Annotated in this window: 1 protein-coding gene; it reads right to left on the bottom strand. The window is 67.9% G+C overall.

What is annotated here, in order from left to right; all coding sequences use genetic code 11:
- Positions 1-51: 51 nt before the first annotated feature.
- A partial coding sequence (locus tag ACTT8P_RS37940; protein ID WP_442836347.1) for a ricin-type beta-trefoil lectin domain protein occupies positions 52-4,053 on the bottom strand: 4,002 nt, incomplete at its 5' end.

Raw genomic sequence — 4,053 nt, 5'->3', positions numbered from 1 at the left:
ACGGCTGATCTTCCTATCAGCCGTCGCGGGCCGCCTCTCACCTACTCGTCCCTAGGGCGGTGTCATCCTCGAAGGCCACCATGGCGGCGGCCAGGAGCCGGTGTAATTGGGCGGGGGATTCATTGGCGCCAATCGATCCCGCTTCGAGCTATTACAGAATGTACAAGCTGGCGTGGTGTTTGCATCGGTTAGGTCGCCGCCGCCAATCCTAGGCTCAACGTGGTCAATTGCCGTGGCCGGATTTGTGCGGCAATACGAACACAGCGGAGCGATCGTCCCAGGAGCCGCATTCTTCCCGACATCGTAATCCTTGAGGAGGCTAGGAGGAATCCTCTTCCCGGCCCCAGCGCCACCACTCGAACCAGCCGGGATGTCGTAAATCGGCTCACCATTCACACCGCAACCAATCGGGGAGTTGGTGTTATGAACGAGAACAGGCGTGGTGCCAGCGAGCACATAGTACCTGTGCAGGTCGCTGACGGTCAGGTTGTGGACCGTCGCCCGTTGGGCTGTCCAGCGTTGGATCGCGGTGATCTGGACGTATGTGCCGGCGCTGGTGCGCAGCCACTGGTCGGGCTTCAGGTCGGTGGCGTCGATCCACTCGCCCAGTTCGGGGACCCAGAAGGGGTGGGCGTCGGTGGCCGTTACCTCGGCGGTGGTGCCGTCGGGGGTGGTGATCTCGACCTTGACCAGGTGCTTGACGCCCTTGCCCAGTATCTCGGCGGTGACCGTCTCCACGGCCGTCTCGCCGGTTTCCGGGTCGGTGGCCAGGACCTTGTCGCCGTTTTCGATGTCCTCGATGGGCTTGCTAGTGCTGTCGGCCATCAGGACGAGGGTGCCCGGCACGAAGCTGTTGGGCGTCTCGCAGCTCTCGCCCTCCCCGGAGGATTCCCCGGAAGATTCCGACGACTCCTGGGTCTTCCCCGACGACTCGTCCTTGGCCCGGGTCTGCCGGGGCTTCGGCTCCGCCTTCTTCGCCGCCGCCTTCTGTGTCTTCTGGACGGCGTTGCCCGTCTTCCGGGCGGCTGCCTTCGCCTTGCGAGTGGCCGCTTCCTTGGCCTTCTTGCGCAGCTGGGCCGCCCGTTCGGCCGCCTTGCGCTTGGCCTCCTTCGCCTTGCGGGCCAGTTCGCGGGCCTTCTTGGCCATCTCTATGATCTTGCGGGCCTTCTCCTTGGCCTTCATCCACGCGTTGATCGCGCCCGCGATTCGCGAGGCCGCCTTGATGACCGAGGGGATCTTGCCGAGTTTGGCCCAGGGGATGGCCTGGATGAACAGGCTGCCGCAGGCCCACAGGTCACCCCGGGAGAAGCAGCCCACCACGTCGTTCCAGCCGATGAAGTCCTTCAGCGCGGCCCAGCCGACGGAGAGGATGACGTCTGCCAGGGAGGTGTTCAGCTGGTTCTTCGCCCACGCCTCGGAGGAGGCCGAGGGGCCGCCGTACTCGCTGGTGCCGCCTTCCGACGCCAGGCCGGTGGGGTCGGCGAAGGTGACCGGGTTGTTCTCGCAGTAGACGTACCCGTTCATCTGCACCGGGTCGGCCAGGTCCAGGACCGGGTCGGCGGACAGGAAACGGCCCGTGGCCGGGTCGTACTCGCGGGCGCCCAGGTGGACCAGGCCGCTGCTCGCGTCGTCGCCGCCGCCGACGTAGCTCTGATGGGAGCGCCAGGTGGTGGACTCGGTGCGTTCGGCGCCGAACGGGTCGGTCTTGGAGAACCTCACCTTGTTGCCCGAGCCCAGCTCCACGTTGGCGTACGCGGTGCCGTTCTGGTCGGTGATCTGGACGGACAGGTTCGAGGCGCTGGTGCCCTGCGCGTAGCGCATCACCGTGGGGGCGCCCGCCTGGGAGTAGTAGCGCTCGGTGTAGGCGGGGGCGCCGGCCGCGTTGACGGAGATCGTCGCCTCGCCCAGGTACAGGGTGCGTTCGGTGCCGGAGATCGCCATCAGCCGGGAGCCGTCACCGCCGTAGACGTACTTCGTCTCCTTGTCCGGCAGCCACTGCTGGCCCGCTCCTGTACCGCAGGTGTTGAGTTGCAGGTCGGTGCCGTCGGCCGAGTTGGAGGACGGGACGTCCAGGCACTTGCCCGACGCGACGTGCTTCAGGGTGCCGGTGGTGGTCGCCGTCCACTGCTGGGCCGTCACACCGGTGCAGTCGGCGATGACGACCGCGGTGCCGGCCGCGGTGGCGCCGTCCTTCGGGACCGCGCACTTGCCGAGGATCTTCAGGGCGCCGGTCGACGGGTCGGCCGTAGAGGCTGAGTCGATGCGGAACTTCTGGGCCTTGCTGCCGTTGCAGGAGTAGAGCTGGAGGGGGGTACCGGCCGTCGTCAGCGCGCTGGACAGGTCCAGGCACTTGTCGGCCAGGCCCTGCCACGCGCCCGCGCCGTTCTCGCCGAAACCGGTGATCTTCTCGACCTGGCCGTCCCAGGTCCAGGCCAGCGCCTGTTCCGAGCCGTTGTACGTGCGGGTGGCCGTGTTGCCCGCGTCGTCGTACGTCAGGGTCGTCGCCTCGGTGACCTGGGCGCCGGAGACCGCCTTGTAGGTCGAGGACGTGCCGGTCAGGGTGTGCGGCTGGGTGCCGTCCGCCTTGCCGTAGGTGTACGAGGTGGTGGCGTCGGCGGTGGTGTCCAGGCCGGGGTCGTGCTCGACCAGCTTCGTGCGGTTGCCGAGCGCGTCGTACTCGTAGCTCTGCCAGTAACCGCTGCTCGCGTCGGTGACGTTGGTCGTGCCGTCCGAGTAGCTCGGGGCGGCCGTCTCCTTGCCGGTGGCCTGGCACGCGGACGGTGCGGTCCATGCCTCGGTGAGCTGGCCCAGCGCGTCGTAGTCGAAGCACTGGAGGTCGGTGACCTCGTTCGCGCGGTCACCGATGGAGGTGACGTTGCCGGCCGGGTCGTAGGTGTAGCTGCGGGCATTGACCCGGTGGCCGGTGACGCCCGTGGTGTCGCTGGTCGACTCGCGGTCCACGATGGCCTGGGTCAGTTCGCCCGTCGCCTCGTCGAAGAGGTTGGTGGTCCAGACCCGGTTCGGGTTCTCGCCGCTGACCGTGCGCAGGACCTGGCCGTACGGGGAGTACGAGGTGTCGGCGGTGTACCAGTCGGTGCCGGAGGTGGAGACCGGCAGGCCGTCCTCGTTGTAGCGGACGACCAATTTCTCGGCGGGCAGGGTGCCCACGGCGGGGAGGTTGGTCGCTTCCAGGACGCCCGTGTCCGAGTATTCGAAGCTGTAGCGGTACGTCGGCTCCAGGCCGTAGACCATGGCGACCGACTCGGGGATGCTGATCTGCTGGCCGGTCGGCTGGTAGTCGGCGGTGTAGCCGGTGACCGCGGTGGTGTAGGCGAGGCCGTCGGTGTAGCGGGTCTGCGAGGTGGGCAGGCCGGCGCCGCCGATGAGGGTGTCGTAGACCGTCTTGGTGAGGAGGGTGCCGGTGGCGGAGCCGTCGTGCTGCTCGACGGGGCGGGACAGCTTGTCGTAGACCGTGGCGACGGTGGCGTTCTCGTCCGTGACCAGCGAGGGGCGGTCCAGGATGTCGTACTCGGTGGTCGTGGTGCCGGTGTCCGGGTCGACCGCCTGGGTCTGACGGCCGCGGGCGTCGTACGTCCAGCTCCAGGTGTTGCCCTCGGAGTCCTCCGCCGCGACCTGGTCACCGCGCTCGTCGTAGGTGTACCTCGTCGAGCGGTGTGCGGCGCGCAGCGCGTCCGTGTAGGTGTCGACGCGGACCGTGCGGCCCAGGGCGTCGGACCAGGTGCGCTGGGCGGTGGCGCCCTCGGGGTTGATGACCGTGGAGTAGTCGGCGCCGTACTCGTAGCTGGTGGCCTTCTTCTCGTCCTCCTTGCCGTGCAGGTACGGCGTCTCGGTGAGGGTGCGGCCCAGACCGTCGTACGCGTACAGGGTGGCGTTGGGGACCTGGTAGTCCGAGGCCAGTTCGAACAGGACCGTGGAGGGGGCGCCGGTGTCGTAGTACGCGTTGTTGGTCTGGGCAATGGTGCCGTTGGCGCTGTACAGGATGTCGGTGATCAGGCGTCCGCCGCCGACCGCCGGGTCCTGCTTCTGGCGTTC

It is taken from the genome of Streptomyces sp. JW3 (assembly GCF_052216785.1).
Classification (GTDB): Bacteria; Actinomycetota; Actinomycetes; order Streptomycetales; family Streptomycetaceae; genus Streptomyces.
Note: the sequence above shows the minus strand (reverse complement) of the source record. Positions and strands in the feature narration are given on the sequence as shown.